The organism is Yersinia alsatica, assembly GCF_902170305.1.
Classification (GTDB): Bacteria; Pseudomonadota; Gammaproteobacteria; order Enterobacterales; family Enterobacteriaceae; genus Yersinia; species Yersinia alsatica.
Genome location: NZ_CABHWW010000003.1, coordinates 65,590 through 83,776, shown reverse-complemented (window position 1 = coordinate 83,776; position 18,187 = coordinate 65,590). Strand labels below are relative to the sequence as shown.

The following is an 18,187-nucleotide window of genomic DNA, read 5'->3' as shown; positions in this document are numbered from 1 at the left end:
GCCGACATCACTTTTTATTTTTACCCTGTCAGCAGGGCATCAATGCACCCGATATGATGGGTTTATTCGGAGTCTTTCTCTGAAATATACGGGTCTGGGTAGCCCAGACTTTGCATTATTTCAGTCTCAATCGACTCCATTTCTTCAGCTTCATCGTCAACGATGTGGTCATACCCTAGCAGATGGAGACTGCCGTGAACAACCATATGCGCCCAATGAGCCAATAGTGCTTTCTCTTGTTCAACCGCTTCTTGCTCTACTACCTGACGGCAAATGATTAAATCACCCAATAATGGCAGTTCAATTTCAGGTGGGGCCTCAAAAGGAAAAGATAAGACATTGGTCGATTTATCTTTACCGCGATAGGTCAGATTGAGCTCATGGCTTTCTGCTTCATCAACCACGCGGATGGTCACTTCAGAGACTTCCTGAAATTGGGGTAACACGGCTTCCAGCCAACGCTGGAAATCGGCTTCAGTCGGTAAACCTTGACTATCGGCGCAGGCAATTTGTAAATCGAGAATAACTTGGCTCACGGAGCCTCCTGCTCAGACGGGGTATGGTTTTCCCGCTTACGTTGTTCGGCAATGGCATCTTTGCGTTTTTGTTCCGCCGCTTCCCAGGCCTCATAGGCAATAACTACCCGGGCAACTACTGGATGGCGTACCACATCTTCACTATGAAAGAAGTTAAAGCTCAGTTCTTCCACTTCAGATAACACTTCAATGGCATGGCTTAAACCTGATTTCTGATGACGCGGTAAGTCAGTTTGCGTTATATCACCGGTAATCACTGCTTTGGAGTTGAAACCAATACGGGTCAAGAACATTTTCATCTGTTCGATGGTGGTGTTCTGGCTTTCATCCAAAATGATAAACGCGTCATTCAGGGTTCGACCACGCATATAGGCCAGTGGCGCAACTTCAATTACATTGCGCTCAATCAGTTTTTCAACTCGCTCGAAGCCCAGCATTTCAAACAGGGCATCATAAAGTGGGCGCAGATAAGGGTCGACTTTTTGGCTGAGGTCACCGGGCAAGAAACCCAGCTTTTCACCCGCTTCAACCGCTGGGCGTGTCAGCAAAATACGTCGCACATTCTGACGCTCTAAAGCATCCACCGCCGCGGCTACCGCCAGATAAGTTTTCCCGGTACCGGCTGGGCCAATCCCGAAAGTGATATCGTGGTCGAGAATATTGGCGATGTATTGTGCCTGATTAGGGGTACGTGGTTTGACCATGCCGCGTTTGGTACGGATATTCACGGCTTTTCCGTAGTCAGGTACACTCTCGGCGGTTTGCTCCAAGACACGACTCTCTTTCACCGCAAGGTGAATCGCCTCAGGATCGATATCTGGGATAACACCGCGGATAGGCGCAGTATCAACATACAGATGGCGCAGGATATCTGCCGCTGCAACAACGCAGATATTCTTACCGACTAATTTAAAACGATTATCACGACGATTAATTTCAATACCTAATCGGCGTTCCAACTGCTTAATGTTGTCATCAAAAGGGCCGCACAAGCTCAGCAGGCGCTGATTATCGGCGGGTTCCAGCAAGATTTCTTGTGTCACTACGTGCAAACTGTTTCTCTGAGTCACTGCGTTCCTCTGGGTCACTTAGGGCCGGTTTATTTGAAGTCAGGGGTATAACTCCAATTACTTCGGATATATCACAAGTGGATATAACGCTAATCATACATGCCATTTCTGAATTATTCATGGTGTAGGGCGCTGACGCAAGTTTGCCACTGATCAATATGTCTCTTCGGCCTCTATTCAAATAGCGACGGTTATATGGCGCAACTTAAAAAGTCAGAATCTGCGTAGCATCCCGCCAAAATAAAACAGGCACTGAGAATACAGTGCCTGTTTGTGCGATGTAGCTCGAAATTAAGGTTGATACAGACCAACGCCGATGTCATTTTCTTTGCGGGTTCGGGCAATTACCGATTGCGGAGACTCATGAACTCGCAGGTCCATTTGGTCTTCGGTGCGTAACAAAATGCCGCGCAGTGAACTGGCATAAACGTCAACAATTTCCACATCAACGAATTTGCCGATCATCTCTGGCGTCCCTTCAAAATTGACTACACGGTTGTTTTCGGTGCGCCCAGCCAGCTCCATGACATTCTTGCGCGAGGTGCCCTCCACCAGAATGCGCTGCACGGTACCGACCATCCGGCGACTGATCTCCATAGCTTGCTGGGTAATGCGCTGCTGCAAAATATGCAGTCGCTGTTTCTTTTCATCCTCGCTGACATCGTCCGGAAGATCTGCCGCTGGAGTTCCGGGGCGGGAGGAGTAAATAAAGCTGTAGCTGGTATCAAAATGAATCTCGGCCACCAGTTTCATGGTTTGCTCAAAATCCTGCTGAGTTTCACCGGGGAAACCAATGATAAAATCAGAACTAATTTGAATATCAGGCCGCGCCTGACGCAGTTTGCGGATGATAGCCTTGTATTCCAGTGCAGTATGGGCGCGTTTCATCATCGTCAAAATACGGTCAGAACCACTTTGTACCGGCAGATGCAGGAAGCTCACCAGCTCCGGGGTATCACGATAGACATCAATGATATCATAAGTAAATTCAATGGGATGGCTGGTGGTAAAACGCACACGGTCAATACCATCAATAGCGGCAACTAAGCGCAATAGCTCGGCAAAACTACAGATATCACCATCATAGGTCGCCCCACGATAGGCATTCACATTCTGGCCCAGCAGGTTCACTTCCCGCACCCCCTGAGCGGCTAACTGTGCAATTTCAAACAAGATATCATCACTGGGCCGGCTGACTTCCTCACCTCGAGTGTAGGGCACCACACAGAATGTGCAGTATTTATTGCAGCCTTCCATAATGGAGACAAAAGCCGTGGGCCCTTCGGCGCGCGGTTCTGGCAGACGATCAAACTTTTCAATTTCGGGAAAGCTGATATCCACTACCGGGCTGTGTGTACCTTGCACATGATTAATCATTTCCGGTAAGCGGTGTAGGGTTTGTGGGCCAAAAATCACATCAACACAGGGCGCGCGTTGGCGCAGATGCTCACCTTCTTGTGATGCGACACAGCCGCCGACCCCAATAATTAACTCGGGATTCTTCTCTTTCAGTAACTTCCAATGTCCCAGCAGGCTGAACACTTTCTCTTGCGCTTTTTCGCGGATAGAGCAGGTGTTTAGCAGCAGTAAATCAGCTTCTTCCGGGATCTCGGTCAACTGGTAGCCATGGGTGCTGGCCAGCAAATCAGCCATTTTTGATGAATCATACTCATTCATCTGGCAGCCCCAGGTTTTGATGTGCAGTTTTTTAGTCATTGAATTATTCATCTTAAAAGTCACATCGCACGGTGCGGTACTCCGTGCAGTGCTCTGTAATAGAATAGGGGTAGCACAAAGGCTCCGTGGTTATGGGGGTATTGTAGTCATTTGCCACTGCGATGACCACCGCATAACGGTTTACTTATTCTGATAGGGGATGAAAAATCCGGTACACTTGGGGCAAACAAGATACTTGCCGGTGCAGGTGTTATTTATCACTTTTAAAGCATGGCCAAAATGAATAAATCGCAACCAAATTATGATGTTGTGGTGGTAGGTGGTGGCATGGTGGGCGCCGCCGCCGCCCTTGGGCTAGCCCAAACTGGCTGGTCAGTCGCACTACTGGAGCACGAGGCACCTGCGGAGTTTGACACCAATAGTGCTCCGGATTTACGGGTTTCAGCTATTGGTTGTACCTCGGTATCCTTGCTAAAGCAGCTCAATGTTTGGCCGCGAGTGCAGCAGATGCGTTATGCGCCTTATCGTCGTCTGGAGACGTGGGAGCAGCCCGGTTCTCACGTTATCTTTGATGCTGCATCGCTTTCATTGCCAGAGCTGGGTTTTATGGTTGAGAATCGCATTTTGCAGCTGGCGCTATGGCAACAGATGGCAGAATGCCCAAATTTGACGTTGCTGTGCCCGTCACGGCTACAAAGCATGATCAGAGTAGACGAGTGTTGGAAAATCACTTTAGATGCTCAGCAAGAGATACAGGGCCGTTTAGTGATAGGGGCCGACGGTGCCAACTCGCTGGTTCGGCGTTTAGCCGGTATTGGAACCAGTGGATGGCAATATCGTCAGTCTTGCATGCTAATTACCGTCACAACTGATACCGCCCAGCAAGACACCACTTGGCAGCAGTTCTTCCCAACCGGTCCTCGTGCTTTTCTGCCACTGTTTGATAATTGGGCATCTTTGGTTTGGTATGACAGCCCACAGCGTATCCGCCAGCTTCAGGCGCTGCCGATGGCACAGCTGAACCAAGAGATTGCCGCTGCTTTTCCGTCTCGTCTGGGAGCGGTTAAGGCAATTGCAGCGGGTTCTTTCCCACTGGTTCGTCGTCATGCCCAGCAATATGTGCAGCCGGGCTTGGTATTACTGGGAGATGCCGCGCATACCATCAATCCATTGGCCGGGCAGGGTGTGAATCTGGGCTACCGAGATGTTGATGCACTGCTAGCGGTGTTGAATCAGGCGCGTGAACAGGCTGAGCTTTGGCACAGTGAGCAAGTATTACTGCGTTATCAGCGCCGTCGTCGTACCGACAATCTGATTATGCAAAGCGGCATGGATGTGTTTTACACTACTTTTAGCAATAACCTGCCTGCAGTGAAATTTGTGCGTAATTTGGCACTGATGACAGCACAGCGCGCGGGGAAGCTTAAAGAACATGCCCTGAGATATGCGTTGGGGCTGTAAGTTAGTCACTCGTGGTTATGGCCTGTATGCAAATATTGGTTTTGCCTACAGGCTAGTTAAGCTCAATGGTTCAATCAATAATTAAGAAAACGAAACTCAGAAAAGCAAAAAGCCCGCCGAAGCGAGCTTTTCTAAATTTGGCTGGGGTACGAGGATTCGAACCTCGGAATGCTGGAATCAGAATCCAGTGCCTTACCGCTTGGCGATACCCCAAAAGATGGTGGCTACGACGGGAATCGAACCTGTGACCCCAGCATTATGAGTGCTGTGCTCTAACCAGCTGAGCTACGTAGCCATCTTAAATCTTTATTCTTAAGAAATTGTATGGCTGGGATACCAGGATTCGAACCTGGGAATGCCAGGATCAAAACCTGGTGCCTTACCGCTTGGCGATATCCCAACTGAAATACAATTCTTTTTGCTGACTTAGAACTACTACAGCACAACTTTGCTGCTTTACAGCTATCCATCCGATAAAAAAGATGGCTGGGATACCAGGATTCGAACCTGGGAATGCCAGGATCAAAACCTGGTGCCTTACCGCTTGGCGATATCCCATCCGCTGTGACAAACCGATGAACGAATAATGGTGCGGGAGGCGAGACTTGAACTCGCACACCTTGCGGCGCTAGAACCTAAATCTAGTGCGTCTACCAATTTCGCCACTCCCGCAAAAAGATGGTGGCTACGACGGGAATCGAACCTGTGACCCCAGCATTATGAGTGCTGTGCTCTAACCAGCTGAGCTACGTAGCCATCTTTTTTCGCATTACCTTCATCGGCGTTGCGGGGCGCATTATGCGTATATGGCCGAATTGCGTCAACTAATTTTTTCCCAAAAAAGCGCTGAAAGGGTTCGTTTGTTTGGCTTGTGAACAGTCTGGCGATTAAAGCAGCAGTTATGATGATTAATTGTTGAATTTGCCCGCAAAAGGAATATGCCTATCCTATTTGAAGTTGCAGCGGTGCGAGTTGCTCTTAATTACTGGGCCTCATGGTATTATGGATTCAAGGGCGTTAATGGCACATAAAAAAATAAGGCCGCGCAGCGGCGGCCTTGATGTCTGAACGATAAATACGGGTATCCGCAGTAAGGTTCGATTATTTATAAGCATCCTGATGCACGCCCACAGCGCGGCCAGATGGATCATCCATGCTTTTGAATGATTCGTCCCACTCAATAGCTTTCGCTGATGAACATGCGACTGATGGGCCACCAGGAACACATTCAGCGGCGCTTGGCAGCGGGAACAGCTCTTCAAAGATTTCGCGATACAAATAGCCTTCTTTAGAAGATGGCGTGTTGTATGGGAAACGGAAATGAGCAGTTTCCATCTGTTGATCAGTGACTTGCTCGGCGGCTTTCTCTTTCAATGTGTCAATCCAGCTGTAGCCCACGCCATCGGAGAATTGTTCTTTCTGACGCCATGCCACACTGTGTGGCAGATAAGATTCAAAACATTCACGCAGGACATGTTTTTCCATCTTGCCATTGCCGCACATTTTATCTTGCGGATTGATGCGCATCGCGACATCAAGGAAGTTCTTATCCAAGAAGGGCACGCGAGCTTCAACACCCCAGGCAGACATCGCTTTGTTGGCGCGGGCGCAGTCATACATATGCAGAGCCAGCAGCTTGCGGACTGTTTCTTCATGCAACTCTTTGGCGTTTGGTGCTTTGTGGAAATAGAGATAACCACCGAAGACTTCATCAGAGCCTTCACCAGACAGCACCATTTTAATCCCCATCGCCTTGATTTTACGTGACATCAGATACATAGGTGTCGAGGCGCGGATAGTGGTGACATCATAGGTTTCAATGTGATAAATCACATCGCGGATAGCATCCAGACCTTCTTGCACGGTGAAATGAATTTCATGGTGCACAGTACCTAAATGGTTGGCGACTTCTTTCGCAGCACGCAAGTCCGGGGAGCCAATCAAACCGACGGCGAAGGAGTGCAGTTGCGGCCACCAGGCTTCACTGCGCTCATCATCTTCTACCCGACGGGCAGCAAATTTTTTGGTGATAGCAGAAATAACAGAAGAATCCAGACCACCTGACAGCAAGACACCGTAAGGGACGTCTGACATCAAATGGCTTTTTACGGCTTCTTCTAATGCGTTAGCCAACTCAATTTTGTCGGTAACATTGTCTTTTACATTGTCGAAATCAAACCAATCACGATGATAATATTCGCGAATTTCGCCGTCTTTGCTCCACAGATAGCTGCCCGCTGGGAATTCTTTAATCGTGCGGCACACCGGCACCAGGGCTTTCATTTCTGACGCCACAAACATATTGCCGTGTTCGTCGTGGCCCATATACAGCGGAATAATCCCCAAGTGGTCACGGCCAATCAGGTAGGCGTCTTTTTCTGTGTCATATAAGACAAAAGCGAACATGCCTTGCAGATCGTCAAGGAATTCCGGCCCTTTCTCCTGATACAGCGCCAGAATGACTTCGCAGTCTGAGCCGGTTTGGAATTCGTAGCGATCGCCATATTGTTGACGTAAGGCTTGATGGTTATAAATTTCACCGTTTACCGCCAGAATATGCGTATGAGCAGCATTATACAGCGGTTGAGCGCCAGTATTGACGTCAACAATCGACAAGCGTTCATGGGCGAGGATGGCTTTATCATTTGCCCACACACCAGACCAGTCCGGGCCGCGGTGGCGCATTAAACGTGACATTTCCAGCGCTTTTTTGCGTAACTCGATGGGGTCGGTTTTAAGGTCGAGGACCCCGAAAATAGAACACATAATAATCTCCCTAACTTCTCTGCTTTGGCGGTGATGATGTTGAATGTGAGTCGTTCATCGCTGGAACTCTTTTTTTCCTACTTGCTTATGATTGATGCAAGTTATGCCCCATGACGATGCAGTCATCCGAATAATTTGTAGAAAGTGATGCAAAAAACACGCCAATTTATAGCACCCTAGATTTGCCGCTATAGCAGGTGCGGTTCTGAGGGCATAAAAAGAAAATGCGCCAAAACAGGGAGGAATGGCAAGAAACTTTGGTGCAATGCACCAAAAAAGGGAATGTAGTGAATGGGGGAGCGGCGGCCATACATGACCGCCAACTAAGATTAGATAATATCGATTTCTGCTACTGAAGGGTAAACGTAGCTTGGGCGGAATGGCATAGCTTCAATATCAGATAATGTCGACACACCCGACAGCACTAAAATGGTCTCAAGACCGGCCTGGAAACCCGCCAGAATATCAGTGCGCAGGTTATCACCGACAATTACGGTGCTTTCTGAGTGCGCTTGCATTTTATTCAGCGCAGCACGGATGATCCACGGGCTAGGTTTACCGACATAAAAGGGTTTACGACCAGAGATTTTCTCGATTGGAGCACAGAGAGCACCACAGGCTGGGGCAAAACCATGGCCATGGCTATCTGGATTAGTGGCAATAAAACGCGCGCCGTTGGCAACAAAATAGGCGGCTTTATGCATCATATCCCAATTATAAGAGCGGGTTTCACCGACAATGACAAAATCAGGATTGATATCGGTGATGGTAAAGCCAGCTTTATACAATTCGTGAACTAATGCGCCTTCACCGACCACATAAGCTTTCTTACCATCCTGACGACGCAGGAAGTCAGCGGTGGCCATAGCCGAGGTATAAAATGCACTTTCCGGTACTTCCAAGCCCGCAGAACTGAAGCGGTTAGCCAGATCCTGAGCGGTTTGTGACGGATAGTTGGTCAAAACAACCAGCGGCATTCCGGCTTCTTGAATTCGGGCCAGAAAAATATCAGCACCGGGAACGGGGTGATTATCATGCAATAACACACCGTCGATATCACATATAACGCTTTTAATTGTCATTGTTTATATTACTCTTTCGGCCGCAGCAATGGGTCACTATAACATGGTCGATTACAGGATTGACCATGCAACTTCCTTATTCACGGGCTACCTATAACCCGCCATCTTAAAATCTAGGGGGTCTGATTTTCCAACAGACGTTGCAACAATACCCCATTCAGCATCGCCCGTTTAGCCAAAGCAAAAGCGCCGATGGCCGATTGGTGGTCAAGCTGCGAGGTGACTATTGGCAGATTTTGACGGAAGTTTTTCAATACTTGCGTATTGATACAACCTTGGATGGCAGGAAGCAGGATTTTGTCGGCTTCGATGATTTCACCCGCAATAACCACTTTTTGCGGATTAAATAAGTTGATGGCGATAGAAATGGCTTTACCCAAGTAGCGGCCAACATGCTCAATAACTTCGGTTGCCAGCAAGTCGCCTTTATTCGCGGCTTTGCAAATCGCACTAATGTGGCAATCATCCAGTGTCAGCTTGCTAGGGTAGCCCTGAGCAAGTAGGTGGCGAACACGGTTTTCAATGGCCGCATTAGACGCCACGGTTTCCAGACAACCAAAATTGCCGCAATAGCAGCGCTCACCTAGCGGGTCAATCTGGATATGGCCGATTTCACCCACGTTGCCATTACTGCCTAAAAATATTTGGCTGTTAACGATGATACCGGCACCAGTACCGCGGTGCAGACGAACCAAAATGGAGTCTTCGCAGTCACGGGTTGCACCAAAATAGTGCTCAGCCAGAGCCAGACTACGAATATCGTGACCGACAAAGCTGGTGACATTAAAACGATTTTGCAGATTCTCGACTAAGGGCCAGTTGCTCACACTGATATGTGGCATATAGCGCACGATACCTTTGCTTGGCTCAACCAAGCCTGGAAGAATAACGGAGATGGCAATCAGTTCGCGTAACTTGCGCTGATAGGCTTCAATAAACTGGCTGATGACATTAAATAGCGCGTATTCCAGTGTCTCTTGGGTGCGCTCTGGTAGTGAATAGTGCTCTTCCCCTAGCGACTTTCCACTCATGTCAAACAGAGTAATGGTGGCATCATGGCGTCCCAGACGGACAGCAATGGTATGGAATTGGCGGTTTTCGGTGACGATGGAAATGGCGCGACGGCCACCGGTAGAGGCTTGCTGATCGACTTCTTTGATCAGCCCGCGCTCCAACAGTTGACGGGTAATTTTGGTGACACTGGCGGGGGCTAATTGGCTGAGATCGGCAATTTGAATGCGCGAAATCGGGCCTTGCTGATCAATAAGCCGATAAACCACAGCACCATTGAGTTGTTTCACAAGATCTACATTGCCAATTTGTGACAGTCCGCCAGTGCTCATCAATAAAATTACTCGCTTATTTTAAAACCTCGTTACCGTTAACGATGGTTTTAGTGATTTTGTAATCGCGGGTAAATGCGGTTAGGTTGGCAACTTTGCCGACTTCAATACTCCCTAACTGCTTATCCACGCCAATGGCGCGGGCCGCATAAAGTGTTGCCATACGCAATGATTCATCGAGTGCGATGCCGACATGCTCAACACTGTTTCGTACTGCTTCTATCATGGTCAGTGCTGAACCGCTTAACGTACCATTCTCATCTACACATAAACCATCGCGATAGTATATTGTTTTACCAGCAAAAATAAATTGATCAATTTCTGCCCCTGCTGGTGCAGTTGCATCGGTAACCAGCACTAACTTCTCACCTTTCAACCGTTTAGCGTTGCGAATGTTGGCCCAGTCGACATGTAGACCATCAGCAATGATACCGGTGTAGACTTCTGGCGTATCAAAAATTGCACCAATCAGGCCAGGTTCACGCCCGGAGATATAAGGCATTGCATTATAAAGGTGCGTTGAAAAACCAATACCGGCAGTAAACCCTTTACGAGCTTGCTGATAGGTGGCATTCGAATGACCGGCAGAAACCAAAATACCGGCATCAGTCAGTTGACGAATAAATTTAGCATCAACAATTTCTGGGGCGACAGTCAGTTTGGTGATCACATCGGCATTATCACACAGATAATCAATCATTTCGGCGCTAGGTTTACGGATAAACGCCGGATTGTGGGTGCCTTTCTTCAGTGGGCTGATATATGGCCCCTCAAGATGCAAGCCCAAGGCTTGATGCTGGTTCTCTTTCTTTTGCAGGTATGAACGCATGACGTTAACGCCGTGCTTCATAAACTCATCACTACAAGTAATCAGTGTTGGCAAGAAGCTGGTGCAACCTGATTTTTCATTGGCGCGCTGCATGATATCCAATGTCTCTTCTGAGATAGCCTCAAGAGAATCATTGAATTGCACACCACCACAGCCATTAAGCTGAACATCAATAAAACCGGGGGCCAGGATGGCACCACCCAAATCACGTATCTCAATACCAGCCGGAAGTTCATCGACAGGACAGATACGTTCGATCAATCCATCAGCCACGACAACGGCATGATTATCCAGTACTTCATGGCTGGTATAAATACGGCCGTGAGTTAAAGCGTACATCTTAGCCCCCTGATAACTATTAAAGATTTTTGACGTTTTCAGCTTCTAATTCGCGGAAATATTTCACCGTTTTGACTTTCAATTCCATGGTTGAAGGTTCATCACACACCATGATGGCTTTAGCATGCAGTTGCAGGCAACTGATGGTCCACATGTGGTTGATGCTACCTTCAACAGCGGCTTGTAAGGCTTGCGCTTTACCGTGGCCGGTAACCAGAATCATCACTTCTTCTGCATCCAACAATGTACCCACACCTACTGTAAGTGCATATTTCGGCACGAGGTTTGCATCACCACCGAAGAAGCGGGAGTTAGCCATGCGGGTTTCTTGGGTCAGCGTTTTGATACGAGTACGAGAAGCTAAAGAAGATGCGGGTTCGTTAAAGGCAATGTGGCCATCAACACCAACACCACCCATGAACAGGTGAATTTTACCGTAAGACTTAATTTTTTCTTCGTAACGACGGCATTCCGCATCGATATCTGGTGCGTTACCATTCAGCAGGTTGATGTTTTCAGCCGGGATATCAACATGATCGAAGAAATTAGTGTGCATGAAGGTGTAGTAGCTTTCCGGGTGTTCTTGCGGCAAGCCGACGTATTCATCCATGTTGAAAGTAACGACATTCTTGAAGCTAACTTCGCCTGCTTTATGCATAGCGACTAAGTGCTTGTACGCTTCCATCGGTGTGCCGCCAGTAGGCAGACCCAGTACAAACGGGCGGTCAGCCGTTGGTTTAAATGCATTGATACGATTTACGATATGACGTGCTGCCCATTTGCCAACTTCTGTGGTGTTTTTCAGTGGGATAAGTCTCATCTTGCACCTCTTGGATTGCGAATAGTGGCTATACTCTACGCGGTTCTAATCATTCATCTAAGCGTAACCCAGATTTTGACTGATGCGTTGGTACAATGCTTTGTTCATTTTTCGAATGATAAAATAAGTTTTGTGTCATGGCTAGTGTATTGGTGCTTTTTGACTGGTTTTTGGTGACATTTATCACAAAATAGGGGGTTTTAATTTGCGTTACGAAATAAATTTTTTACACTCCGCAATGAGTAATACGTGCCGTGAATAAATAAAAGTGTGCCATGCGTTTTTCTAAAAGGTAGTGAGTCAATTAAATAAACTACTTAAAGGGTCCGATATCGGACGAATAGGGGGAAAGGTGAATATTCTTAGTTACTTGCAGAAAGTGGGTCGGGCTCTGATGGTCCCAGTGGCCACATTGCCTGCAGCCGCGATACTTATGGGTGTTGGTTACTGGATAGACCCAGTCAGCTGGGGTGGTGATAATGCGCTGGCGGCATTATTTATCAAATCCGGTGCTGCCATCATCGATAACATGTCTGTGCTGTTCGCCATTGGTGTGGCTTACGGTATGTCAAAAGACAAAGACGGTGCTGCTGCACTGACCGGCTTTGTGGGCTTCCTGGTATTAACCACGCTGTGTTCTCCAGCCGCGGTTTCTATGATTCAAAAGATCCCGGTTGATCAGGTTCCTGCCGCGTTCGGCAAAATCAACAACCAGTTCGTGGGTATCCTGGTCGGTATCATCTCAGCTGAATTGTACAACCGCTTCAGCGGCGTTGAACTGCCAAAAGCACTTTCCTTCTTCAGCGGTCGTCGTCTGGTTCCGATTCTGACGTCTTTCCTGATGATCGTCGTTGCTTTCATCCTGATGTACGTATGGCCGCTGATTTATAACGCATTGGTGACCTTCGGCGAATACATCAAAGATATGGGTTCTGTTGGTGCGGGTATCTATGCCTTCTTCAACCGTTTGCTGATTCCAGTCGGTCTGCATCACGCCTTGAACTCCGTGTTCTGGTTTGACGTTGCTGGTATTAACGATATTCCTAACTTCCTGGGTGGCCAACAGTCTATCGATAGCGGTAAAGCTATTGTCGGTATTACTGGTCGTTATCAGGCAGGTTTCTTCCCTATTATGATGTTCGGTTTACCGGGTGCGGCGTTGGCGATTTATCACTGCGCACGTCCGGAAAATAAAGCGAAAGTGGCGGGTATCATGTTGGCGGGTGCATTTGCCGCCTTCTTCACCGGTATCACTGAACCACTTGAATTCTCCTTCATGTTCGTTGCACCGGTGCTGTACTTCCTCCACGCCGTGCTGACCGGTATTTCTGTATTCATTGCCGCCAGCATGCATTGGATTGCCGGCTTTGGTTTCAGCGCAGGTTTGGTGGATATGGTGTTGTCTTCACGCAACCCACTGGCCACCCACTGGTACATGCTGATCCCACAAGGCCTGGTGTTCTTCGCCATTTACTACGTGGTATTCCGTTTCACCATCCAGAAATTCAACTTGCTGACTCCAGGCCGTGAACTGGCGGTTGAAGGCAGTGAAGAAGATGGTTATGACGTCAATGTTGATAAGAACCCCGAAGTTAACGAAAGTGAAATTAATGGGTTAGCGCGTCGCTACATTGGTGCTATCGGTGGTTCAGATAACCTGACGGGCATTGATGCTTGTATCACTCGTCTGCGCCTGAATGTGAAAGACTCTGCACAGGTTAATGACAGTGTCGCCAAACGCTTAGGCGCTTCTGGTGTCATCCGTCTGAACAAACAAAGTGTGCAAATTATTGTCGGTACCCGTGCAGAACTGATTGCCTCGGCAATGCGTAATGTACTGGCAGGTGGCCCGGTTCCAGCAGCAAGCAGCACGGCTGCTGCATCTGCTGCCAAGCCTCAAGCGGTGATTAATACCGCGAAAACCGCCTCTCTGGTCTTGGTTTCGCCAATTACCGGTGATGTGGTGGCTCTGGATCAGGTTCCTGATGAAGCCTTCGCCAGCAAAGCGGTGGGTGAGGGTGTTGCAATTCGTCCGACCGATAAAACTGTTGTTTCTCCGGCGAATGGTACCATTGTTAAGATCTTCAATACTGACCATGCTTTCTGTCTGGAAACTGAAACCGGTGCAGAGATTGTGGTTCATATCGGGATTGATACCGTGAAACTGAACGGCCAGGGCTTTGCTCGTCTGGTTGAAGAAGGTGCCACTGTGGTTGCTGGTCAGCCAGTGCTGGAACTGGATCTGGCTTATCTGAATGCCAATGCGCGCTCAATGATTAGCCCGGTTGTTGTCAGCAATATTGATGATTATGCCGGTATCTCGGTGTTGGCGGGCGGCTCTGTTGTTGCAGGCCAAAGCCCACTGTTTGAGGTTCGTGGTAAATAATCAGTTTAAGATTCGCGCTATGATGTACTGAATTACTGGCCTGAGTTTTAAGCGACCTAGCGGGAAGAGAGCAATCTCTTCCCGTTTTTTTGTTTTATTTACTGTAACAAACGGTTGTTTCCGGGCCGGGCTTGTTGGATTATATGCGGTTATATTTGTTGCGTTTGCATTGAGGAATAGAACAATGAGTGAGGCAGAAGCCCGCCCAAGTAATTTTATCCGTCAGATTATTGACGAAGACTTAGCCAGCGGCAAACACACGTCGGTTCATACCCGCTTCCCGCCGGAGCCTAACGGCTATCTGCATATCGGCCATGCGAAGTCCATTTGCCTGAACTTTGGTATTGCACAAGACTATCAGGGCCAATGTAACCTGCGTTTTGATGATACTAACCCCGTGAAAGAAGACGTGGAGTTCGTTGAGTCAATTAAACACGACGTAGAGTGGCTGGGCTTCACCTGGAGCGGTGATATACGTTACTCCTCAGACTATTTTGATCAACTGTACCAGTACGCTGTAGAGCTCATTAACAAGGGGCTGGCCTATGTCGATGAGTTAACCGCCGAGCAGATGCGTGAATATCGCGGCACATTGACAGCGCCGGGTAAAAATAGCCCTTATCGCGACCGTAGCGTGGAAGAGAACCTGGCACTGTTTGAAAAGATGCGTGCGGGTGGCTTTGCTGAAGGCACCGCGTGTCTGCGCGCCAAAATCGACATGGCGTCGCCATTTATCGTGATGCGCGACCCAGTGCTGTATCGCATTAAGTTTGCCGAGCATCATCAGTCTGGTAACAAGTGGTGCATCTACCCGATGTATGACTTTACCCACTGCATTTCCGATGCTATCGAAGGGATCACCCATTCACTTTGTACGCTGGAGTTCCAGGACAACCGTCGCTTGTATGATTGGGTGTTGGATAATATCTCCATTGAATGCCACCCGCGTCAGTATGAGTTCTCTCGCCTGAATCTCGAATACACCATTATGTCTAAGCGCAAGCTGAACCAATTGGTGACCGAGAAGGTAGTGGAAGGCTGGGATGACCCACGTATGCCAACGATTTCGGGCTTACGTCGTCGTGGTTATACCGCGGCATCCATCCGTGAATTCTGTCGCCGTATTGGTGTGACCAAGCAGGATAACAACGTTGAGATGATGTCACTGGAATCTTGTATCCGTGATGATCTGAACGAAAATGCGCCACGGGCGATGGCCGTGCTTGATCCTATCAAGGTTGTTATCGAAAACCGTGCTGCCGGGGAAGAGTGGCTGACCATGCCAAATCATCCGAATAATCCGGAGATGGGCACTCGTCAGGTACCATTCGATAGCGAAATTTATATCGATCGTGCTGACTTCCGCGAAGAAGCTAATAAGCAATATAAGCGTTTGGTACTGGGTAAAGAAGTGCGCCTGCGTAATGCTTATGTTCTTAAAGCTGAGCGGGTTGAGAAAGATGCCGCAGGTAATGTCACTACGCTTTATTGCAGCTATGACCCAGAAACCTTGAACAAAGACCCTGCTGACGGCCGCAAAGTTAAAGGTGTTATCCATTGGGTATCTGTTAAGCACGCCTTACCAGCGGAGATTCGTTTATACGACCGTTTGTTTAGCGTACCAAACCCAGCGGCGGCGGACGACTTCCTGTCGACCATCAACCCTGAGTCTTTGATTATCCGTCATGGCTTTGTTGAACCAAGTCTGGTTGATGCTGTACCAGAGAGAACCTATCAATTTGAGCGTGAAGGTTATTTCTGTGCTGATAGCCATTATTCACGTCCAGATGCCTTAGTGTTTAACCGCACTGTAGGTTTGCGTGATACATGGGCTGCAAAAGCGGCTAATTAATTTTTAGTGTTCAGAAAAGGCGTGGCTTAGGCTGCGTCTTTTTTATGGAATTGATGGCATAGTTTCTTTTACTAAACACCGATTACACCCCCTCTTTTATCCTCTCGCTACGCTTTATCCCTTGGTCAATCTCGAAAGATTGCTTTCCTTTCTCTCTTGAGAGCACCTGTCTGTAAGTCTTTCTTAAATATTCGCTTTACGAATTAACTGAATAAATATCGCTATTTTTTTCACAAAAAGACATGTTTTATTCAGTTTGCTGAAACCATTCAAGATGTCAATGAGAGACTATTTTCATCCAATACTTTGTCGTTATGCATTGTTTTTAAAGCTTTTGTGACCTCTGTAATATTTTTTCATAGTTATGTGCTCGTTGTCATACTTTGAATAATTAGCTTCTTTTTTGATTGATAATTCGCGTCGCGAAAAATAGTCTGTATTCCAGCAGCAATCTTCAAGAGAGTTTGTTTTTCGCAACAGCAATAGCGGGTGGAGATTTCTTCCCGGCAAAATTTTACCCACTTAGGGTTTCTTTGAGGCTAAGTCTGTAAGCAGTGGTGAATGCAGGCAAAGCACTTTAAATGTGATGTCAAAGAGGAATTTTTTTATATGGTTATGCACGGTGCTAAACGTAAAACGTTAGCGCTCGCAGTCGCGGGTGCACTGTTAGGAACTGGCTTTATGGCAACCCCAGAGGCCAAAGCTGAAGGTTTTATTGATGATTCGTCACTGACCGGCGGTATTTACTATTGGCAGCGCCAGCGTGACCGTAAAGATTTAACTCCAGGTAGTGCTGAATACGGTAAGTATGTCGCCAACCTGCATCACTCCACCTTTAACGCCAACCTGGATTTTTCCTCCGGCTATGCGGCAGATATGTTCGGTATCGACTTAGCGGCCTTTGGCGCAGTTGAAATGACCAACAGTGGCCCAGCGGCACCAAACGAAATTGGTTTCAGTGATGCTAAAACCCGTTGGGATGAAAAATGGACTGGCGATAAAAGTGGCGTCAGTGTTTACAAAGCGGCAGCCAAATTCAAATTGGGCGATTTCTGGGCGCGTGGCGGTTATATCCAACCCACCGGCCAGACACTGCTAGCACCACATTGGAGCTTCATGCCAGGGACTTACCGTGGTGCTGAAGGCGGCGCGAAATTTGATTTCGATACTGCCGGTGCCCTGTCCATGTCTTACATGTGGACTGATGAATATAAAGCTCCGTGGTATCAGAACATGTACAACTTCCGTCAGGCTGACGGTAAAACCGGCGTGAGCTACCTGCATTCATTCGGTGCCAAATACGACTTCAAAAATAAACTGGTACTGGAAGCTGCATTCGGTCAGGCCAAAGACTACATGGACCAGTATTTTGCCAAGGCATCTTATGCCTTCCCGGTTGCTGGCAATGATCTGCGTACTTCCTACCAGTTCTACGGCGCCAAAGACAAAGTTGATGGCGGCTTCAAAGATGTTAATGATGTCTATGACGGTCTGGCCTGGTTACAAGCACTGACCTTGGGTTACACCACAGGTCCATTTGACTGGCGTTTGGAAGGGACTTGGGCCAAAGCTGATGGCAACCAAGGTTACTTCCTGCAACGTATGACCCCAGGCTACGCGACTTCAAATGGTCGTCTGGACGTGTGGTGGGATTCTCGCTCTGACTTCAACGCCAACGGCGAAAAAGCGCTGTTCGGTGGCGTGATGTATGACCTGAAAAACTGGAATATGGCCGGTTGGTCGGTCGGGACTTCTTATGCCTATGGTTGGGATGCTAAACCAAGTACCAACCCAATCTTTGACCAGAATGTGCGCCTGAAAGAATCTGCATGGAACTTCGACGTGCTCTACACCCTGCAAGAGGGCCGGGCGAAAGGCACATTATTCAAATTGCATTACACCATGTACGACAACCATACCAACATTCCAAGCTATGGCGGTGGTTTCGGCAACGTATTCCAGGATGAGAAAGACGTTAAATTCATCGTTATTGCACCATTTACTATCTTCTGATTTTTAGATTGCC

General features: G+C 48.0%; 12 protein-coding genes and 6 tRNA genes. 4 read left to right on the top strand and 14 right to left on the bottom strand.

The genetic code is table 11. The annotated features are described in order from the left end of the window. Positions 1 to 62 precede the first annotated feature (62 nt). From ybeY to miaB, 3 genes are all read right to left on the bottom strand, one after another. Positions 63 to 536, bottom strand: coding sequence for an rRNA maturation RNase YbeY (gene ybeY / locus FTA96_RS00505; RefSeq protein ID WP_050151587.1), 474 nt, complete (start codon positions 534 to 536; stop codon positions 63 to 65). Continuing rightward, complete coding sequence (locus FTA96_RS00500) at positions 533 to 1,606, bottom strand: PhoH family protein (protein ID WP_172665441.1); 1,074 nt, start codon at positions 1,604 to 1,606, stop codon at positions 533 to 535. Before FTA96_RS00500 ends, ybeY begins: the two co-directional genes overlap by 4 nt. Positions 1,607 to 1,897: 291 nt before the next feature. After that, positions 1,898 to 3,322, bottom strand: coding sequence for a tRNA (N6-isopentenyl adenosine(37)-C2)-methylthiotransferase MiaB (miaB, locus tag FTA96_RS00495; protein ID WP_145535367.1), 1,425 nt, complete (start codon positions 3,320 to 3,322; stop codon positions 1,898 to 1,900). A gap of 240 nt (positions 3,323 to 3,562) precedes the next feature. Here miaB and ubiF point away from each other — a divergent pair, with 240 nt between their 5' ends. Beyond that, on the top strand, positions 3,563 to 4,744 hold the full coding sequence (gene ubiF / locus FTA96_RS00490; protein WP_145572963.1) for a 3-demethoxyubiquinol 3-hydroxylase: 1,182 nt from the start codon (positions 3,563 to 3,565) through the stop codon (positions 4,742 to 4,744). Between the two features lie 138 nt (positions 4,745 to 4,882). Here ubiF and FTA96_RS00485 read toward each other — a convergent pair. The 11 genes from FTA96_RS00485 to nagB all read right to left on the bottom strand — a co-directional run bounded on the left by FTA96_RS00485 (position 4,883) and on the right by nagB (position 11,923). Then, a tRNA-Gln gene (locus FTA96_RS00485) sits at positions 4,883 to 4,957 on the bottom strand. A 5-nt stretch (positions 4,958 to 4,962) separates the two neighbouring features. Beyond that, positions 4,963 to 5,039, bottom strand: a tRNA-Met gene (locus FTA96_RS00480). Positions 5,040 to 5,069: 30 nt separating this feature from the next. Then, positions 5,070 to 5,144, bottom strand: a tRNA-Gln gene (locus FTA96_RS00475). 83 nt (positions 5,145 to 5,227) lie between these two features. Then, positions 5,228 to 5,302 (bottom strand) — tRNA-Gln (locus FTA96_RS00470). Positions 5,303 to 5,331: 29 nt separating this feature from the next. Next, positions 5,332 to 5,416 (bottom strand) — tRNA-Leu (locus tag FTA96_RS00465). 7 nt (positions 5,417 to 5,423) lie between these two features. Next, positions 5,424 to 5,500: transfer RNA gene (locus FTA96_RS00460), tRNA-Met, on the bottom strand. A 345-nt stretch (positions 5,501 to 5,845) separates the two neighbouring features. After that, entirely contained in the window at positions 5,846 to 7,510 is a 1,665-nt protein-coding gene (gene asnB, locus FTA96_RS00455; RefSeq protein ID WP_050107837.1) for an asparagine synthase B, read from the bottom strand. A 329-nt stretch (positions 7,511 to 7,839) separates the two neighbouring features. Continuing rightward, the gene (locus FTA96_RS00450; RefSeq protein ID WP_050107835.1) at positions 7,840 to 8,592 is read right to left on the bottom strand and encodes an HAD-IIA family hydrolase; all 753 of its coding nucleotides are present in this window, start codon (positions 8,590 to 8,592) and stop codon (positions 7,840 to 7,842) included. A gap of 113 nt (positions 8,593 to 8,705) precedes the next feature. Then, positions 8,706 to 9,935 (bottom strand): DNA-binding transcriptional regulator NagC, encoded by a 1,230-nt coding sequence (gene nagC, locus FTA96_RS00445; protein ID WP_186372833.1) that lies wholly within the window; start codon positions 9,933 to 9,935, stop codon positions 8,706 to 8,708. Positions 9,936 to 9,951: 16 nt separating this feature from the next. Further along, positions 9,952 to 11,103 (bottom strand): N-acetylglucosamine-6-phosphate deacetylase, encoded by a 1,152-nt coding sequence (gene nagA, locus FTA96_RS00440; RefSeq protein WP_050107831.1) that lies wholly within the window; start codon positions 11,101 to 11,103, stop codon positions 9,952 to 9,954. Positions 11,104 to 11,122: 19 nt separating this feature from the next. Then, positions 11,123 to 11,923, bottom strand: coding sequence for a glucosamine-6-phosphate deaminase (gene nagB / locus FTA96_RS00435; RefSeq protein ID WP_050107830.1), 801 nt, complete (start codon positions 11,921 to 11,923; stop codon positions 11,123 to 11,125). Between the two features lie 352 nt (positions 11,924 to 12,275). On the opposite strand from nagB, the gene nagE reads away from it, so the two are divergent. The 3 genes from nagE to chiP all read left to right on the top strand — a co-directional run bounded on the left by nagE (position 12,276) and on the right by chiP (position 18,174). Beyond that, the gene (gene nagE, locus FTA96_RS00430) at positions 12,276 to 14,309 is read left to right on the top strand and encodes an N-acetylglucosamine-specific PTS transporter subunit IIBC (protein ID WP_050107828.1); all 2,034 of its coding nucleotides are present in this window, start codon (positions 12,276 to 12,278) and stop codon (positions 14,307 to 14,309) included. A 184-nt stretch (positions 14,310 to 14,493) separates the two neighbouring features. Then, the gene (glnS, locus tag FTA96_RS00425) at positions 14,494 to 16,161 is read left to right on the top strand and encodes a glutamine--tRNA ligase (protein WP_050122454.1); all 1,668 of its coding nucleotides are present in this window, start codon (positions 14,494 to 14,496) and stop codon (positions 16,159 to 16,161) included. Between the two features lie 609 nt (positions 16,162 to 16,770). Beyond that, a complete protein-coding gene (gene chiP / locus FTA96_RS00420) occupies positions 16,771 to 18,174 on the top strand; it encodes a chitoporin ChiP (RefSeq protein WP_050107825.1) in 1,404 nt (467 codons plus the stop codon). Positions 18,175 to 18,187 lie beyond the last annotated feature (13 nt).